At 71.8% G+C, this 17836-nt stretch carries 13 protein-coding genes; 8 read left to right on the top strand and 5 right to left on the bottom strand.

What is annotated here, in order from left to right:
- Window positions 1-134 precede the first annotated feature (134 nt).
- The 5 genes from FXF51_RS35560 to FXF51_RS35580 are packed head-to-tail and all read left to right on the top strand — an operon-like array spanning window position 135 to window position 8278.
- Entirely contained in the window at window positions 135-1802 is a 1668-nt protein-coding gene (locus FXF51_RS35560; protein WP_148439101.1) for a fatty acyl-AMP ligase, read from the top strand.
- Entirely contained in the window at window positions 1795-4332 is a 2538-nt protein-coding gene (locus FXF51_RS35565) for an MMPL family transporter (RefSeq protein WP_148439102.1), read from the top strand. The genes FXF51_RS35560 and FXF51_RS35565 overlap by 8 nt, the downstream gene beginning before the upstream one ends.
- Window positions 4329-5690: an MFS transporter gene (locus FXF51_RS35570; protein ID WP_262380049.1), complete on the top strand. Its 1362-nt coding sequence runs from the start codon at window positions 4329-4331 to the stop codon at window positions 5688-5690. Before FXF51_RS35565 ends, FXF51_RS35570 begins: the two co-directional genes overlap by 4 nt.
- Window positions 5691-5721: 31 nt before the next feature.
- Window positions 5722-6927 (top strand): glycosyltransferase, encoded by a 1206-nt coding sequence (locus tag FXF51_RS35575; protein ID WP_148439103.1) that lies wholly within the window; start codon window positions 5722-5724, stop codon window positions 6925-6927.
- Between the two features lie 52 nt (window positions 6928-6979).
- On the top strand, window positions 6980-8278 hold the full coding sequence (locus FXF51_RS35580; RefSeq protein WP_148439104.1) for a hypothetical protein: 1299 nt from the start codon (window positions 6980-6982) through the stop codon (window positions 8276-8278).
- A gap of 64 nt (window positions 8279-8342) precedes the next feature.
- On the opposite strand, the gene FXF51_RS35585 is transcribed toward FXF51_RS35580, so the two are convergent.
- From FXF51_RS35585 to FXF51_RS35600, 4 genes are read right to left on the bottom strand one after another with little or no spacing between them, the layout of a single operon-like run.
- Entirely contained in the window at window positions 8343-9683 is a 1341-nt protein-coding gene (locus FXF51_RS35585; RefSeq protein ID WP_148439105.1) for an ABC transporter substrate-binding protein, read from the bottom strand.
- Between the two features lie 32 nt (window positions 9684-9715).
- Window positions 9716-10594, bottom strand: a complete 879-nt coding sequence (locus FXF51_RS35590; protein ID WP_148439106.1) for a carbohydrate ABC transporter permease — start codon at window positions 10592-10594, stop codon at window positions 9716-9718.
- Window positions 10594-11556 (bottom strand): carbohydrate ABC transporter permease, encoded by a 963-nt coding sequence (locus tag FXF51_RS35595; protein ID WP_148439107.1) that lies wholly within the window; start codon window positions 11554-11556, stop codon window positions 10594-10596. The genes FXF51_RS35590 and FXF51_RS35595 overlap by 1 nt, the downstream gene beginning before the upstream one ends.
- Before the next feature lie 29 nt (window positions 11557-11585).
- Window positions 11586-12740 carry an ROK family transcriptional regulator gene (locus FXF51_RS35600; RefSeq protein ID WP_148439108.1) on the bottom strand — a complete coding sequence of 385 codons (1155 nt, stop codon included), beginning with the start codon at window positions 12738-12740 and terminating at the stop codon, window positions 11586-11588.
- 155 nt (window positions 12741-12895) lie between these two features.
- Between FXF51_RS35600 and FXF51_RS35605 the strand changes: the two genes are divergently transcribed.
- The 3 genes from FXF51_RS35605 (at window position 12896) to FXF51_RS35615 (ending at window position 16549) form a co-directional block, all read left to right on the top strand.
- Entirely contained in the window at window positions 12896-15031 is a 2136-nt protein-coding gene (locus tag FXF51_RS35605; protein WP_148439109.1) for an alpha-galactosidase, read from the top strand.
- Between the two features lie 138 nt (window positions 15032-15169).
- On the top strand, window positions 15170-15502 hold the full coding sequence (locus FXF51_RS35610; protein ID WP_148439110.1) for a hypothetical protein: 333 nt from the start codon (window positions 15170-15172) through the stop codon (window positions 15500-15502).
- Window positions 15503-15517: 15 nt separating this feature from the next.
- Complete coding sequence (locus FXF51_RS35615; RefSeq protein ID WP_187414746.1) at window positions 15518-16549, top strand: methyltransferase domain-containing protein; 1032 nt, start codon at window positions 15518-15520, stop codon at window positions 16547-16549.
- A gap of 40 nt (window positions 16550-16589) precedes the next feature.
- On the opposite strand, the gene FXF51_RS35620 is transcribed toward FXF51_RS35615, so the two are convergent.
- Window positions 16590-17657: an alpha/beta hydrolase gene (locus tag FXF51_RS35620; protein ID WP_262380050.1), complete on the bottom strand. Its 1068-nt coding sequence runs from the start codon at window positions 17655-17657 to the stop codon at window positions 16590-16592.
- Between the last annotated feature and the right edge of the window lie 179 nt (window positions 17658-17836).

Consider the following 17836-nt stretch of genomic DNA (forward strand, 5'->3'; position numbering starts at 1 on the left):
AATCCGCCGTGTCGTGTGCTTATTCCTTGTCACTTCGGCAACAACATCCGTCGCGGATTGTGGTGACGCCTGGCAAGAATCGCGCCCGCTTCTCCCGTAATTTGCTGGTCCTGCTCACGGCGAGGGGACCAGGCATGCGCGACGACATGTTGCTCGCACAGGTGGCCCGCTGGGCCCGCGAGATCCCGCAGGCGCCCGCGTACACGTTCGTCGACCACCTCGGCGGCGGCGCGCGGCACACGCTCACCTGGGCGCGCGCCGACCTCAAGGCCAGGGCGCTGGCCGTGCGGCTGCGCGAGCTGGCCAGGCCCGGCGACCGCGTGGCCGTCCTCGTGCCGCAGGGGCTCGACTACGTCGTCGCCATGATCGGCGCCATGTACGCGCGGCTCGTCGCCGTGCCGCTGTTCGCACCCGGGCTGCCCGGACACGGCGAACGGCTCGCCGGGGCGTACGCCGACGCCGACCCCCTCATCGTGCTGACCACCACCGCCGCGCTCCCCGGCGTCGCCGACTTCCTGGCCACCGCCCAGGCGCCCAAGCACGTGCTCGCCGTGGACACCGTCTCCGACCTGCTCGCCGACGAATGGGAGCCCGAGCCCGCCGGGCCGGACGACCTGGCCTACCTGCAGTACACCTCGGGCTCCACCCGCGCGCCCGCCGGCGTCGAGATCACCCACGGCAACCTCACCGCCAACGCCACCCAGCTCTGGGAGCTGTTCCGGGCCAGGCCCAGGACCTCGGTGGCCGCGTTGTGGCTGCCGCTCTTCCACGACATGGGGCTGGTCGCCACCGTCGCGATGCCGATGATGGGCGGGAACCTGGCCGCGTTCATGGACCCCGTCGCGTTCGTCATGCGGCCGGTGCGGTGGCTGCGGCTGCTGTCGGAGTACGGCGACGTGTTCACCGCCGGGCCCAACTTCGCCTACGAGTACACCGCCGCCCGCGTCACCGCCGAGGAGAAGGCCGGGCTGGACCTGTCCGGGGTGACGGTCATGCTCAACGGGGCGGAGCCGGTGCGGCTCAAGGCGATCGAGGCGTTCGACACGGCGTTCGCGGGGTGCGGGCTGCGGCCCGAGGCGCACACGCCCGCGTACGGGCTGGCCGAGGCCACCGTCTTCGTCACCGCCACCGGACGCGACGAGCGGCCGGTGACCACCGTCTTCGACCGCGACGCGCTGCGCGACGGGCGCGCGGTGCCCGCCGAGACCGGCTCCCGGCTCGTGTCCTGCGGCCGTCCTCACGGTCAGCGGGTCCGCATCGTGTCCGGCGGGGCGCTGCGGGATGGCGAGGTGGGCGAGATCTGGGTGCAGGGGCCGAACGTGGCCCGCGCCTACTGGCGGGACGCCGCCCGCAGTACGGAGGTGTTCGGGGCGGTGCTGGAAGGCGAGGAGGGCACCTGGCTGCGCACCGGGGACCTGGGGGTGCTGCACGACGGGCGGCTGTACGTCACCGGGCGGATCAAGGACCTGGTCATCGTGGACGGGCGCAACCACTACCCGCAGGACATCGAGGCCACCGTGCAGGAGGCGCACCCGGCCGTGCGGCGGGACCGGGTCGCGGCCTTCGGCATGCCTGGTGATGCGGGGGAGCGGCTCGTGGTGGTGGCCGAGCGGTCGCGCAGTGGCGAGGCGGCCGACGTGCAGGAGGTCGGGCGGGCCGTACGGGCTGCCGTCCGGAAATATCACGAACTATCGGTGCACGACTTCGTGCTGACCACCGCCGGAACCATCCCCAGGACGTCCAGCGGAAAGATCGCCCGGCGGGCCGCGCTCCAGGCGTACCTGGAGGGTCTGCTTGTTTGAGTCGGCGGGGCGGCTGGTCTACCGGGGCCGGTGGACGCTGCTGGCGCTCACGCTGGCGGCGGCCGTCCTCGTCGCCCCGTTCGGGCTGGAGCTGTTCGGCCGGATGGCCGACGGCGGCTTCGAGGACCCGCGCGCCGACTCCACCACCGCCGCCCGCTGGAACGACGAATGGTACGGCGGCCACGCCCCCGACGTGGTCGTCCTCTACCGGCACCCCGCGGTCAAGGTGCGCGACGCCCGCTACAAGGCCGCCGTGCACGACTCGCTGCGGGCGCTGCCGGGCCGGTACGTGCGGGCGATGGCCACGTACTGGACGACCGGGTCGAAGAAGATGGTCTCCGCCGACGGGCACGCGACGTACGCCGTCGTCACCCTCAAGGGCGACGAGCAGCGCGCCTACGCCGCCATCGCCGACCGGCTCAGGAACGTCGAGAACCTGTACGTGTCCATCGGCGGCTCCGTGCCCCTCCTCGACGAGCTCAACGACCAGACCGCCGCCGACCTCACCCGCGCCGAGGCCATCTCCATGCCGGTGCTGCTGGTGCTGCTCGTCGTGGTCTTCGGCAGCCTCGTCGCCGCCGGGCTGCCGCTGGTCGTGGGGCTGCTCGCGGTCCTCGGCGCGCTGGTGCTGCTGCGGCTGCTCACCTCCGTCACCGAGGTGTCCGTCTTCTCGCTGAACGTCGTCACCATGCTCGGCCTCGGCCTGGCCATCGACTACTCCCTCTTCGTGCTCAAGGCGTTCAGGGAGGAGATCGCCCGCGGCGCCACGAACGAGCAGGCCGTCGTGCGCACCATGGCCACGGCCGGGCGGACCGTCGCCTTCTCCGGGCTGACCGTGGCCACGGCGCTGCTGGGGCTGCTGCTGTTCCCACAGATGTTCCTGCGCTCCATCGGGCTCGGCGCCGCCGCCGTCGTGCTCGTCGCCGTGGGGGCCGCGCTGATCGTGCTGCCCGCCGTGCTCGGCGTGCTCGGGCCGCGCGTCAACGCCCTCCGCATCACGCCCGACTTCGGGCCGCGCAGGCAGGGCGGCCTGTGGCACGCCGTCGCCACCAGCGTCATGCGGCGGCCCGTGCTGTACCTGGTGGCGGTGACCGCCGTGCTGGTCGGGCTGGCCGTGCCGTTCCTGCACGTCAAGTTCGGGAACGTGGACCACAGGGTGCTGCCCGCCGCCTCCGAGAGCCGCCGCGTCGCCGAGACCCTCGACCGGGACTTCGCCCGCAACGCCATGGCCGCCATCGACGTGCACGTCCTCGTCGAACGCACCTTCACCGACGACCCGCCCCTCCCAGGGCCGCTCGGCCAGGGACACACCCCCATCAGCGCCGTCACCCCCGTCAGCCCCGTGGACGTCCGGCCGCTGGTGCGGCGCCTGGAACGGCTGCCCGCCGTCACGGAGGTCGAGGTCGCGGGCCTGTCCCAGGACAACGGGGCGGTGCGGCTGGCCGTGCGGTACGCGGCCGACCCCATGTCGGACCAGGCCAGGGCGCTCGTCCGGGCCATCCGCGGCCTCCCGCCAGAGCCGAACGTGCGGCGGGTCGTGGTCGGCGGGCCCACCGCCGCCCAGCTCGACCTCCAGGACAGCCTGGTCGCCACGCTGCCGTGGATGGCGCTGGTCGTCTGCTCCGTCACGGCGGTGCTGCTGTTCGCCGCGTTCGGGTCGCTGGTGCTGCCGATCAAGGCCCTGCTGATGAACGTGCTCTCGATCGGGGCGTCGTTCGGGGTGATCGTGTGGGCCTTCCAGGACGGGCACCTCGCCGCCGCCCTGAACTTCACCTCCACCGGCGCCATCGAGGCGACCGTCACCGTGCTGATCCTGGCCGTGGTGTTCGGGTTGTCCATGGATTACGAGCTGTTCCTGTTGTCGCGGGTGCGGGCCGAGTGGGAGCGGACGGGGGACAACACGGCTGCGGTGGCGGCGGGGCTGCAGCAGACGGGCGGGGTGATCACCAGTGCGGCGTTGTTGTTGCTGGTGGTGATCGGGGCGTTCTCCACCGCTGGGATCACGATCGTGAAGTTGCTCGGGGTGGGGATGTTCGTGGCGATCGTGGTGGATGCCACGTTGGTGCGGGCCCTGCTGGTGCCTGCTTCTATGCGGTTGATGGGTGGGGTGAACTGGTGGTTGCCGCGGTCGTGGCGGGGGTTCCACCGGCGCATCGCGCTCCGCGAGCCCGCCCCCGCCCCCGCCCCCGCGCCTGCACCCGGGCCTGCACCCGCGTCTGCGCCGGCGCGCGGGGCTGCGCCGCGCTCGATCGTCGCTGCGTCGCCTGCCGATGAGGCGTCGGCTGGTGCGGCGTCGTCGCGTGCCGTTACGCCGCCCCCTGAGGCCGTACCACCGGCGGTGACCCTCAACGGGCGGCCGGCCGTCTTCGGCGCGGACACCGATCCCGTGCCGCTCCCCGCCCCGATCCCCCGCCCCGCCGCGAGCCGGCCCGAGCAGCGGCCGGGCTGGGTCCGGGTGGTGGAGAAGCGGGCCCGCGTGGTGCGCCCGCTGCCGGGCGGCGGCTGGACCTGGGAGGAGGTGGACGAGTGAGCCTGACCGCCACCACGACGGGCCAGCGACGCACCAGGGCCTGGCCGCTGCTCCTCGTCACGGGCCTGGCCGGTTTCATGACCACGCTGGACAACACGGTCGTCACCGTCGCGATCCCCACCATCCAGCGCGACCTCGACGCGAGCCTGGCCGCCCTGGAATGGGTGGCGACCGGCTACATCCTCACGTTCGCGGGCCTCATGCTCGCGGGCGGCCGCCTCGCCGACGTTCACGGGCATCGGCGGGTGCTGCTGGCGGGGCTGGCGGCGTTCGCGGCGGCCTCGCTCGCGGCGGGCCTGGCGGGTTCGATCGGGGTGCTGATCGCGGCCCGCCTGGCGCAGGGGGTCGGGGCGGCGCTGATCCTGCCCGCGACGCTGGCCGCGCTGGCCGGGCGGGAGGAGCGGCAGCGGTCCATGGGGGTGGCCGTGTGGATGGCCTCCGGGGCGGCGGCGCTGGCGCTGGGGCCGGTGGCGGGCGGGTACGTCAGCCAGCACCTGCACTGGAGCTGGGTGTTCCTGGCCAACGTGCCGCTGGGCGCCGTGATCATGGCGCTGGCCGCCGTGGCCGTTCCGCCAGGTCCACGTCCGGTCGGTGGGCGGGAGTTGGACGGGGCCGGGGTGGTGGCGTCGGTGGTGTGCCTGGCGGCCGGGACGTTCGCGTTGATTCACGGCGGCGCGCACGGATGGGCGTCGCCGGCCGTCGTGGCGGCGGTGCTGGTGTGCGCCGGTGGCGGGGCGGCGTTCGTGGTGGCCGAGCGGCGGGCCCGCGAGCCGATGGTGGACCTGGCGCTGTTCAGGGTGCGGAGCTTCGCGGGCGGGGTGGCGGCGCAGGTGCTGTGGGGGCTCGGGGTGAACGGCGTGTTCTTCTACACGGCGATCTTCCTGCAAGGGGTGCTCCGGTTCACGCCGACGGACTCCGGGATGGCGTTCGTGCCGCTGGCGCTGCTGGTGGTGCTCGTCACGCCGGTCGTGCCGCTTCTGGAGCGGTGGCTCGGGGCCGGTCGTACGGTGGCCGCCGGGCTGGTGCTCGTGGCCGGCGGGATGGCGCTGGCGGCGACCCTGGAGGCGGGGGACGGGTGGGGGCGGTTGCTGCCCGCCGTGTGCGCCATCGGGGTGGGATCGGCGTTGACCATGCCGTTGGGGTCGGCGGTGCTGGGGGCCGTGCCGGAGCCGAGGGCCGGGGTGGCGGGCGGGATCTTCTCAGTGAGTCGTGAAATTTCGGGACTGTTCGGGATCGCGGCCGTGGGGGTGATCGTGCACGCGGCCGGTGGGTTCGCGGCGGGGTACGCGGTGGGGTTGCTGGTGGCGGCCGGGCTGGTGCTGGCCGGGGCGCTGATCAGCCTGGTGACCCTGCCATGAGGGCGGCTCCGCGCATGAGGGGTGCGGCGTCATGAGGGTGGCGGTGCTGGGGCTGGGGTCGCGAGGGGACGTGCAGCCGTGCGCGGCGCTGGCCCATGGGCTGGCGGCGCGCGGTCACCCGGTCACGCTCGTCGCACCTGCCCGATACGCCTCCCAGGCAGGGCCGGGTGTGACATTCGCTCCTCTCGGCGTCGATCCAGCGGAGGTCGTGGCGAGCGAGGAGGGGCGGCGCTGGCTGAGGAGCGGCCCGCTCGGCTTCGTCCGCGGCTTCAGGACCGTCGTGGAGCCGCTCGCGGCCACCCTCGTCAAGGAGGTGGACGCCGCCTGCGCCCCCGCGGACCTGGTGCTCGCCCCCGCCCTGGGCGCCTTCGGCAGGCACCTGCACGACCGGTACGGCACCCCGTACGCAATCCTGCACTTCCAGCCCAGCGAGCCGACCCGCGAGTTCCCCAACCCCCTGATCCCGCTGACGACCCTGGGCCCGCTGGCCAACCGCGCCAGCTACGCGCTGATCGAGCGCCTCGGCTGGCTGCTGCTCGGCCGCATGGTGAACCGGCTGCGATCGAGCGTCTGGGGTCTGAGGCCGTTGCGCGGCAGCCCGTTCGCGGCGGATCGGCGGGCGCGGGTGCCGGTGTTGTGCGGGGTCAGCCCGCTGGTCGTGCCGAGGCCCGCCGACTGGCCTGAGCACGTGCACCTGACCGGCTACTGGCGGCTCCCCGGTCGAGGAGGGTGCGGGGGCCTGGAGGAGTTCCTGGCGGCCGGGCCCGCGCCGGTGTTCGTGGGGTTCGGGAGCATGGTGCCGGACGAGCCGGAGCGGGTGGCGGCCGAGGTGGCCGGGGCGTTGCGGCGGGCGCGGATGCGAGGGGTCGTGCAGGGGCTGCCGGTGGCGGAGGACGACGACGTGCGGGTGGTGGGGGAGGTGTCGCACGAGTGGCTGTTCCCGCGGACGGCGGCCGTGGTGCACCACGGCGGCGCGGGCACCACGGGGACGGCGCTGGCAGCGGGGGTCCCGAATGTGGTGTGCCCGTTCTTCTCGGATCAGCCGTTCTGGGCCAGGCGGGTGGCGGCGCTGGGCGCGGGGCCGCGGCCGTTGCCCGTGACCGGGCTGACCAGGGACGGGCTGGCGGCGCGGCTGATCGACTCACGTGAATATCGGGGAAACGCCGCACGACTGGGACGGCTACTGCATGTTGAGCATGGCGTGAAGAACGCCGTGGATCTCATTGATCGTCCTTGATCGTCCGGATATTGTTCATATGCCCACGATCACCCCCTGGAAGTTAGGTGCCATGAGACGGCGGCTACGGCAGGTCTTCATCATCGGTCTCACCCTCTCGCTGCTGGGCATCGGTGCCCCGGCGTATTCCGAGGACGGCGACAGGAAGTGCAACGAGGAGCTGCCCGCCGGCACCCCGTCGTACGTCGTGTGCACCTGGATGAACACGCCGGAGGAGGCGCTGGAGACCGCGATGTTCTGGCTCGGCGACGACGGCCAGAACTTGCAGGACGCCGCGCCGATCCCGCCGATCATGATCGACTGCAGCGAGGAGGGCAACTCCTGCCCGACCGACTCCGAGGGTGACGGCCAGCTCCACGACGTCGACTCCCCTGACGTGCCGGGCGCCGAGGACGGCGGCACGCCGGAGTGCCAGACCGGCGAGCAGTGCTACGTCGACCCGAACACGATCACCGAGGCCGAGAAGACCGCCGCCCAGGCGACCCCGGCAGGCCAGGCCACGCAGGCCATGGCCCAGACCCAGACCACCATGCGGGTCTGGATCGACACCGAGCTCGCCGACGACTACAAGGCCGGCAAGCTCACCGAGGCCGCCAAGAAGATCGCCGCGCTGGTCGCCACGCAGCCCGGGGTCGTGGGTGTCAGGTTCACCTCGCAGCTCGGCTACAACCAGACCTTCGCCACGGCGGACGAGCTGGACAAGTTCGTGTCGGAGACGGCGACCGCGCTGCGCACGCTGCTGCCGGGCAAGAAGCTGGCCGCGCACACGGTGGTGCCGGTGCTCGGCTGCGGCACCGACCAGACCTGCACGGCGGAGCTGACCAAGAAGTACCCGCTGCTCGACCCCGAGCGCATCGGCGCCTGGCTGAGCAAGGGCTACCTCGACCAGCTCGCCCTCGACAGCGGCCACTTCGCCACCGAGTACGCCACCTGGAAGATCGACGCCACCGCCGCGCAGCGCAACCAGTGGGCCCAGGTTGAGGCCCGCGCCTGGGACGCCTACGCGCAGATCTCCGCCGAGGACGCCTCGTTCGCCGCCGCCGGCTCCTCCGCGATGACCGAGGAGCAGGTCACCCAGGCGATCGCCGCGAAGATCGCCGCCCCGCTGCGGGCCGACGCCGCCGAGACCGTCACCCTGTGGACGCGCTGGCAGAACGACCAGGGGCAGGTCAGCCGCGTGTACGGCGAGAAGTGGGCTGCCAACACCACGTGGGACCAGCTCAAGAAGCTCGGCACGATCAAGCCGCGGCTGGCCACCGTCTACGACCCGGCCCACCCCGAGGTCGACATGGCCACGGACCTGAAGAACCTGTCTGAGGTGTTCGGCCAGGTGTACCTGCACACCTCCTGAGCCTCGAACGACGAGAAGGGCCGGGCGCCGCCTCACGCGGCGGCGCCCGGCCCTGATGTCTTTCTCAGCCGAAGTAACCGTTCACGGTGGCGTTCGCCTGGTCGAGCGAGTTGACGTCCGCCTTGAAGGAGAAGATGGCGTCCATCGTCTCCGTCATCGTCGCCGTGATGTCGGCCCAGTGCTCGGCGATCGGCGCCAGGTGCGTGGTGCCCTGCTCGACGTGCATGGTGAACGGCGCGACGTCGATCCCGGCGTCCTTGAACGCCTGCTCGGCCTTGACCGTGGCCGTCTTGATCGCCGGGAACACGATCGCCTCCTTGGCCACGATCTCCTCCTGGCAGGCCGGGGAGCCGAGGAACTTGACCCACGCCCACGCCGCGTCCGGGTTGTCGGTGGACGCCGAGATGTTGTCGGCCAGGCCGTTGAAGAGGCTGGCCCGCTTACCGGTGGGCCCGATGGGCGTGGGGGCGAGTGCCGACTTGACGCCCTTCAGGTTCCAGTACGTCTTGGTGTTCCAGCTTCCCTCGGTGACCATCGCGTACTTGCCCGCCCCGTACGCGTCGATCTGCCCGACCCCGGAGCTGACGATGTCCATGGTCGGCATGTACCCCTTGTCGATGAGCGAGGAGAACCACTTGATGGTCTCCTTGAACTTGGGGTCGGCGTAGTTGAACTTCGAGGGCCACGGGTTCTTGTCGCCGTACTGCCAGCCGTTGCTCATCGTGTACTGGCTCCACTCGGTCTGCCCGAAGCCGGCGCCGCTGCCGTTGAGCCCGAGGCCGTAGACGGCCACGTTCTTCTTGTCGAAGCCGGGCTCGTCGCCGCGCTTGCCGTTCTTGTCGACGGTGAGGCGGGCGATGGCCTTCTCGTACGTGCCGCCGTCCTGCGGGTTCCACTTGAGCTCGGCCATCTCCTCGGGCTTGAGTCCGGCCTCCTTGAGCTTCTCGGTGTTGTAGATCACCGCCACGGTGTCGAAGTCCTTGGGCAGCCCGTACCGCTTGCCGTCCTTGGCGACCCACAGGTCGGCCAGGCCGTCCTGGTAGAGCGACAGGTCCAGCTTGTCCTTGGTGACCTGGTCGTCGAGCGGCATGATCTGGCCCTGGGCGGCGAACTCTGGGTAGCGCGACAGGTGGCCGACGAAGACGTCGGGGGCGGTGCCGGAGACGAAGGCGGTGGTCAGCGTGTTCCAGTAGTCGTCCCAGCCGTACTGCGTGATCTTGACCGTGTAGTCGGGGTTCGCCTTGTGGAAGGCGTCGGCGCAGGCCTGGTACTGGGGCTGCTGGGCGGTGTCCCAGAGCCAGTAGTCGATCGTGGCGGGCCCGGCGGCGGCCTGGGGCTCCTCCTGGGCGCCGCAGCCGGTCAGCAGCAGCACCGCCGCTCCCGTGACAGCAAGACAACGCTTCATCACAACAAACCTTCCGTGGTGGGGGGCGGCGCTCACTTGACGCCGGTGTAGCCGATGGAGTCGATGACGCGGCGGCCGAGCACGGCGAACAGCACCATGATCGGCAGTGCGGCGAAGAGGGTGGCGGCCATCAGACCGGCCCAGTCGGGGCTGCCCTGCGGCGTCTGGGAGCGGAAGATGCCCAGCGCCACGGTCAGCACCCGGACGTTCTCCGCCTTGCCGACCAGCAGCGGCCAGAAGTAGTCGTTCCAGCTCGTGATGTAGGTGAGGATGGCCAGCGTGGCGATGGGCCCGCGGCTCATCGGCAGCACGATGCGGAAGAACGTCCGCACGTGCCCGGCCCCGTCGATGCGGGCGGCCTCCTCCACGCTCGCGTTGATGCCGAGGAAGAACTGCCGCAGGAAGAACACCGCGAACGGCGTCATGAGCAGGTGCGGCAGCACGATCCCGACGAACGTGTTGAGCAGCCCCAGCTCCTTGATCAGCACGAAGTTGGGCAGCGTGGTGAAGATCGGCGGCACCATGAGCGCGGTGACGAACAGCGTGAAGACGGCGTTCCTGCCGGGCCAGCGCAGCCTCGCGAAGGCGTAGGCGGCCAGCGCGCCGAAGAAGACCTGCCCGGCCGTGGTGACCGTGGAGACGATGATCGAGTTGCGCAGGTAGAGCCAGAAGTTGACGGTGCCGCTCGACCCGCCCTCCGCCACCGCCTCCGCGGTGCTCGACAGGCCGAGCACCCGGCGGTAGGCGCCCAGCGTGAAGTCCACGGGCAGCAGGTCGGCGGCCCCTGCGGCCAGCGCGCGGGTGTTGGAGAAGGACGTGCGCAACATCCAGTAGAACGGGAACAGCGTCACCAGCATGACCACCACGAGCACGGCCCAGCCGGCCACCCGGCCCCAGCGGATCCCGGCCATCACGAACTCCTCAGATCGGACTCGCCGGCGCGGGACAGCCGCAACTGCAGGTACGCGACCCCGGCGAGCAGCACGAACAGCACGGACGACAGCGCCGCCGCGTAGCCGAAGTTGAACCGGTTGAACGCCAGGTCGTAGATGTAGAAGTAGATGACCCTGGTGGCGTTGATCGGCCCGCCCGCCGTGGTGACCGCGATCGTGTCGAAGACCTGGAAGGAGCCGATCACGCTCAGCACCATGACCAGTGCCATCACGGGCCGCAGCAGCGGCAGCGTGACCCGCCAGAACGTGCGCCACTCGGAGGCCCCGTCGATGGCGGCGGCCTCGTACACGCTGGGCGGGATCATCTGCAGCCCGGCGAAGATGAGCAGCGCCGTGTAGCCCATGTGCCGCCAGGTGTTGATCCCCGCGATGGTCGGGATGGCCAGGTCGGAGCCGAAGAACGCGACCCGGTCGAAGCCCAGCCACTCGATGACGTTGTTGACCACGCCGAGCTGGAAGTCCAGCATCCAGAACCACAGGAGGGCCACGATCACGTTGGCGACCAGGTAGGGAAGCAGCACGATCCCGCGCACGATCATCGACTTCGTCAGCCGGTACAGCAGGACGGCCAGCAGCATGGAGATCACCGTCTGGGAGACGATGTTGAGCACCACGTACTCGGCGGTGACCTTCAGCGCGTTCCAGAACAGGCGGTCGCCGAAGAGCTTCTCGTAGTTCTCCAGCCCGATGAAGCGGGGCGGCGTCAGGACGTTGTACTTGGTCAGGCTGAGGTAGGCGCCGCGGATGGCGGGCCAGAGGTAGAAGAGCGCGAAGCCGACGGCTGCGGGGAGGACGAACAGGACGGCGATGGGAAGGTCGCCGAGGCGGCGTAGGAGCGGCGGACGGGGGGTTGAGGGCACTGTCCCTGGCACTGGTCCGGACGGGGTGCGGGGGGCGGCGCGGACGGTATCACTGGTCATTCGACCTCCTAGTGCCCGCCGGCGGTTGATCAGCGGTGCAACAGCAGATGCTGGAGAGCGGTGACGGCCGCTCCCCTGGCCCACTCGTTGAAGGCGAAGGGCTTGACGGCGACCCGCACGGGGGCGGCCGTCCAGTGGGTGTGGGCGGCGAGGGCGGTGTGGAAGGCCCCCGCGCACACGTCGTACATGTGGACCGACTCGCCGGACAGGACGACGAGCTCGGGCCCGGTGATGTTGGCGACGGTGGCGACGACCTGGCCGAGGGCGGCGCCCGCCTCGTCGAGCACGCGGCGGGCGACGGGGTGGCCGTCGGCCGCCAGCGCGAGGCAGTCGTCGAAGGTGAGCTCGGGCCGGTCGATCGTGGTGGCGATCGAGCGGCGGATGGAGGGGGAGGAGGCGTAGGCGCGGGCGCAGCCGCGGTGTCCCCGCTCGCACAGGGGGCCGCGGTCGTCGATCTGCAGGTGCCCGACGAGGCCGGTGGCGCCCGACTGCCCGGTGACCAGGCGGTCGCCGACGACGAGCCCGCAGCCGATGCCCGCGCCTACGGTGACCAGCGCGAACGACGAGTGCCCCACGCCCTCGCCGAACCACTGCTGCACCGCCGTGAGCGCGCGCACGTCGTTGTCCAGCACGGTCGGCACGTTCACGGCCCGTTCGACCAGCTCGGCCAGCGGTAGCTGGCTCCAGCCGAGGAACGGCGAGGTGTGCACGACGGGGTCGCTGGGCGTGGCGGTGCCGGCCAGGCTGATGCCGACGCCCGACAGGGGCCGGCCGGGCACGGTCAGCTCCGCGACCACCTCGGCGATCTGGCCGAGCACGTGGTCGATGTCGTGGCCGGCGAGCGGCCTGGACGTCTCGGCCTGGACGGTGGCCGCCAGGTCGGTGCGCACGGCGAACAGCTCGTCCTCGGTGAGCTTGACGCCTGCGAAGGACATGCGGGAGGCATCCACCTGCAGCGGCTGCGAGGGCCGCCCGACGGTCGCCGGGCCTTCCTCGCCGGTCGCCTCCAGCAGGTAGCCCGCCTCGATGAGCGGCCTGGTCAGCTTGGTCAGCGCGGACGGCGACAGGGCGAGCCGCCGTGCCACCTCCGCCCTGGACAGGGGGCCGTGCACGAGCAGCTCGACGAACACGGAACGCATGGCGTCGGTGAGGCGCACAGGGTCCGTGGCGGTGTGTGAGAACACGGGGACATGGTTGGGGCTATTTGTTGGACTTGTCAAGTAAAGACGTGGCGCGGATCACAACTTCGTGGCTGTTCAGCCAAGTATTCATTGACCGCGTGCATTAAAGCGGGTTAGTCTCCAGCCGCCTGATCGATCCAGCAGCTCGGGGGACGCCGATGCCTGTAATCCCGCTCGACGACCACCATTGGGCGCTCACCACGCCCGCCTCCACGTACGTCATAGGCGTGGACCTCGACCCGGACACCGGGGAGGCCGCGCCACGGCAGACGTACTGGGGCCCTCGGCTGTCAGCCGAGGCCGCGCGGCAGGTCACCGCCCTGCCCAAGCGGCACGTCTCCAGCTTCTCCACGCCCGCCGAGATCGAGGAGCTGCTGCCGGTGGACGGCGGCAAGCGGTGGGGCTCGCCCTCGCTGCAGGTCGCGTTCGGCGACACGCGCTCGGTGGAGCTGCGCTTCACCGGCTCGCGGCGGCACGACGAGGGAGGCGGCGCCGAGCGGCTGGACGTGCTGCTGGCCGACGCCCACCACCCGTTCGAGGTCGTGCTGTCGCTGCGGGTGCGCGACGACACCGACGTCATCGAGCGCTGGACCACCGTCAGGGCCGGCGCCGAGGCCGTGGTCACCCGCCTGGACTCCGGGAACTGGTTCGTCCCCGACGCCCCCGCCTACCGCTACAGCGGCGTGTTCGGCGCGTGGGCCGAGGAGACGCAGCTCCAGCGCGGCCCGCTGCCGGTCGGCGAGCTGGTCTTCACCAGCCGCCAGGGCATCACCAGCCATACGGCCAACCCCTGGGTGATGATCGACGCCGGCGCGGCGACCGAGGAGCACGGCGAGGTCTGGGGCGTCGCCCTGGCCTGGAGCGGAAGCTGGCGGCTGACCACCACGCAGCGGCCGGAGGGCGGCGCCTGCGTCTCCGGCGGCTTTGGCCACGACGGCCTGCGCTGGACGCTCGCGCCGGGCGAGGAACTCGTCACGCCGTCCGCGCTGGGCCTCTACAGCGACGGCGGGTTCGGCGGGGCCAGCAGGGCGTGGCACGCCTACGCCCGCGGCCACGTGCTGCCGACCCCCGCCGAGGAGCGGCCGGTGCTCTACAACTCGTGGGAGGCCACCACGTTCGCCGTCACCGAGGCGCACCAGCTCGACCTGGCCAAGACCGCCGCCTCGCTCGGCGTCGAGCTGTTCGTGATCGACGACGGCTGGTTCGGCCGCCGCGACGACGACACCACCTCGCTGGGCGACTGGTTCCCCCACCGCGAGCGCTTCCCCGACGGGCTGCGCGGCATGCTCGACGGCATCCGCGACCTCGGGATGCTGGCCGGCCTGTGGGTGGAGCCGGAGGGGCTGAGCAAGGAGAGCGAGCTCTACCGCGCGCACCCCGACTGGGCGCTGCACATGGAGCACCGCCGCCGCGACGAGAAGCGCGGTCAGCTCGTGCTCAACTTCGCCCGCGACGACGTGCGCGAGTGGGCGATCGGCTGGCTCGACGGCCTCGTCACCGACCTGCGCCTCGACTACCTCAAGTGGGACATGAACCGCCCGTTCACCCAGGCCGGCTGGCCGGAGCGGGGCGGCGACCAGGACCGGGTCTGGATCGACCATACGCGCGGCGTCTACGAGGTGATGCGGGCGCTGCGCGAGCGGCATCCGGGGCTGCGCATCGAGTCGTGCTCGGGCGGCGGCGGCCGGGTCGATCTCGGCATCCTGCGCTACACCGACGAGGTGTGGCCGTCGGACAACACCGACGCCCGCGACCGGCAGACCGTGCAGCACGGGTTCTCCCAGCTCTACCCGGCCGGCGCCATGTCCGCCTGGGTCACCGACTCGCCCAACCCGACCACCCGCCGCGAGATGCCGCTGCGCTACCGCTTCCACGTGGCCATGGCGGGCGTGCTCGGCGTCGGCGGGAACCTGACGGAGTGGTCCGCGAGCGAGCTGGAGACGGCCGCCGAGCTGATCGCCCAGTACAAGCGGGTGCGCAGGACCGTGCAGCACGGGGCGCAGTACCGGCTGGCGGGCACGCCGGGGCAGGAGCGCTCAGCCGTGCAGTACGTCCTGGACGACCAGGTCGTGGTGCTCGTCTACAACCCGCTCGGCAACGCCAAGCGCGGGCCGCGCACGCTCAGGCTCACCGGGCTCGACCCGGAGGCCCTGTACGAGCTGGAGTCCGACGGGTCCCACTGGCACGGCGCCACCCTCATGGGCGCCGGCATCAGGCCCGCCGCGTGGGAGCCGATCGGGGCCGACCACCGCAGCGAGCTGGTGGTGCTCAGGAAGCTGTGTCCTGGCCGTTAGGGTCTCGTGGGGGTGCCCGGTGGCCCTGTCGTCACTCGGGGAGGGCATGAGAGTTTGAGCCATGGGACGGGTCACCGGCCGGATGTGGGAGGTGGTGGCCCGCGTGGGGGTATCACCTGTTACGAAGGGGGCTTCACCATGGCCGAGAACTTCGCGGAACTGCCCGCGCCGTCATCGGTAAGGCTGATCGACTTCGAGGAGGCGCGGGTCGTTCCCGGCATCGTGCCCAAGTCGTTCATCCTCATCGTCAGCGGGACGAAGCCATACATCAACATGACGGTCTCGCTGTCCCCGCTCGTCTACATCAAGCAGCCTGAGTACTGGGGCATCGAGGTCATCGGCTCGTTGCCCGGCATCGGGCTGCCCGCCACGGCCCCCTACACGGTGTCGCTGCCGCTCGACGGCATCCTCGGCACCAAGGGGATCGAGGTCATCGGGGCCGGCAACCGTAAGACGTTCGACGTCCCGTAGGAGGCGATGTTCCGGATGACGCAGGCTGGGGACGCGCTCGCCGGCGAGGCCGTGCGACGCGCCCTGGCCAGCGTCGACGGCAGGGCCTACACCCTCCTGCCCGGCGGCGCGCGGCTGCCGCAGCCCGCCGACCCGGCCGTGGTCGCCGCCATGCTCGAACGACTGGAGGCTGAGCCGGGCCACCGCGTGCTGGAGATCGGCACCGGGTCGGGCTTCTCCGCCGCCGTCCTGTCGCGGCTGGTGAGGCCGGGCGGCCAGGTCACCACCGTCGACATCGAGCCCCGGCTGACCGGCAGGGCCGCACGGCTGCTGGAGGGCGACGGCTGCCACAACGTGCGCCTGGTGACCGGCGACGGCACCCGCTGGGCTCCTGAGGCGCGCTACGACCGGGTGATCGCCTGGGTCGCGCCCGTACGGGTCCCCGACGTCTGGATACGGCAGGCCGTGCCTGGGGCGGTCATCGTCAGCCCGGTGCACCTCGCGCCGCTGGCCCGCGCCATGGGCGTGGTCCGCCTGCGCCGCGGCCCGACGGCCGCCCAGCTCACCGCCGACCTGCTGATGCCGGGCGGCTTCGCCGAGGCCAGGCCCGAGCCGCACGACCAGTGGCCGGTGCCCTCCTACGGCGTGGACGCGCTGACCCGCGACGCGGCCGGCCGCATGTGGTGGGTGGCCGCCGAGTGGCTGCGCGCTCACGAGCCGTTCGTCGGCATGCGGCTGCTCGAACTCATGATCACCGACGGGCGCGGCGAGCCGGGCTGGCCGGGCGTCGTCGACTTCCACGCCTACCTCATGGCCGCCCGCCCCGACGGGCTGACCACGGCCGCCCTCGGCGACCAGGGCTGGGGCGTCGGCTGCTCACAGCCCGACGGCGTGGCGCTGGTCGGCTCCGCCGGCCACCTGTTCCTGGCGGGCGACCCCGCCGCGACCGAGCGGCTCTACGCGTGGGTGCGCGACTGGCGCGAGCGCGGCCGGCCCGGCATGGCCGGCCTGATGCCCCAGCTGCACCGGCGCGGCTCCGGCTGGGACGTGCGCGCGGTCGTCGCCTGAAGCGGCCTTGACGATCGGCCGCACCGGGAAGCCCGGGTCGTCAGGCGCCGAGCGCCTTGCGGATCATCGGGTACGAGCTCTTGAACTCCCTGATCCAGTACGGCCACGTGTGCGTGCCGTTCCCGTACAGGTGCAGCGTGTGCGGGATGCCCAGCCGCTTGAGCCGCTTGCTCAGCGCCTTGCCCGTGTACGCCGAGATCGGCTCGCCCAGGTGCGCCGGATGCCACGGCGAGCCCGGCGGGTCCAGCGGGCCGTTGAAGCTGTTGGTGCCGCTGGACAGGTAGAGGCTGACGCCCTTGAGGTTCGCGGCCAGGGCGAGGGGGTCGTTGGCGGCCCACACCCGCTTGTCGCGCTCCGGGTCGCCCCACAGGGCCCGCGGGTCCTGCTTCTCGCTGGCCTGGGCGTTCATGATGACCGCCGGGATGCCGGGCAGGCGAGTGGCCAGGATGCCGCTGTAGGCGCCCGCGAAGCGGAACATGCCGCGGTAGCGGGCGGCGTACTTGACGGCGCCGTACGCGCCCATCGACAGGCCCGCGATCGCGCGGCGGGTGCCGGCGCGGTAGCCGATCTCCAGCAGCCTGCGCACCTCGTAGGTGTGGAACGTGGCCCACGCGGGCGGGCCGCCCCTGCCGCCGTTGTGCCAGTCCGAGTAGTTGCCTGCGCGGCCCGCCTCCGGCATGACGACGATGGCGTCCAGGTCGGCGGTGTAGGTGGAGACGTCGGTCATGCGGGTCCACGAGGTGTAGTCGTCCGCGCCGCCGTGCAGCAGGTACAGCACCGGCCACGTCCGCCGCGCGCTCTTCGACCAGCCCTGGGGGAGGAGCAGGCGCACCGGCAGCATGCGGCCGACCGACGGGGAGGAGATGAGCACGTCCAGGGTGCGGGCGTCGAGGCGGCGCTCGCGCACCACCCTGGCCTGGCCCGGCAGCGCCTTCTGCCAGGGCAGGTAGCCGGTGTCCCGGGCGGGCCGGGCACTGGGACTCGCGGAGGGTTCGGCGCCCTCCGGGACCAGCGACCAGTCGGGGTCGGCGGTGGCGACGCCGGGCGTGGACAGGACGAGCAGCGGCACCATCGCCACGGCCGGCAGGCGGCGCGTGCGTGAAGGCATGGTCGGGCTCCTTCGCCGGGAGTGCAGGCGAGGGTAGGCGGTGTCGCGGTGGCGGGGCTATGAGCGTCCGTACGAAAATCCGGCTCTCGATGCGCGGCGGCGGATAAATCATCACCCGCGTGACAAAACGCGGCCGAGGAATGTTCCGTTCGGGCCTGACCCCCGCCCCTGACCCGTGG

Source organism: Nonomuraea sp. PA05, assembly GCF_008086045.1.
GTDB lineage: Bacteria > Actinomycetota > Actinomycetes > Streptosporangiales > Streptosporangiaceae > Nonomuraea > Nonomuraea monospora.